The 410-nt window shown below is 49.0% G+C and carries 2 tRNA genes and 1 rRNA gene; all 3 read right to left on the reverse strand.

Annotated features, from left to right (window positions below):
• Positions 1 to 123 precede the first annotated feature (123 nt).
• A tRNA-Ile gene (locus OCV61_RS18475) sits at positions 124 to 197 on the reverse strand.
• Between the two features lie 25 nt (positions 198 to 222).
• Positions 223 to 295, reverse strand: a tRNA-Ala gene (locus OCV61_RS18480).
• A 5-nt stretch (positions 296 to 300) separates the two neighbouring features.
• Positions 301 to 410, reverse strand: a 5S ribosomal RNA gene (rrf, locus tag OCV61_RS18485); the annotation flags it as partial.

Here is a 410-nt window from a genome sequence, read left to right on the forward strand (position 1 = left end):
ATTAACGTTTTATATCAAGGATGCTTGTGTATCTTATACACAAACTTACATGTATGCAGTTTTCAAGGTACAATCATTGGCTTATATCACTTAGCCTCACAGCATATATGAAATACAAGCCAATGGGCTTAAGTGGACTCGAACCACCGACCTCACGCTTATCAGGCGTGCGCTCTAACCAGCTGAGCTATAAGCCCATCTTTCAGAAAACTTGCTTCTGAGTGGAGATGAAGAGATTCGAACTCTCGACCCCCTGCTTGCAAGGCAGGTGCTCTCCCAACTGAGCTACATCCCCATTTGATCTGGCGTCCGCCTGCTCTCCCACACCGTCTCCAGTGCAGTACCATCGGCCGCTTAGGTCTTAACCGTCGTGTTCGGGATGGGAACGGGTGTGTCCCCTAAGCGCATCG

The organism is Blautia ammoniilytica, assembly GCF_025566965.1.
GTDB lineage: Bacteria > Bacillota > Clostridia > Lachnospirales > Lachnospiraceae > Blautia_A > Blautia_A ammoniilytica.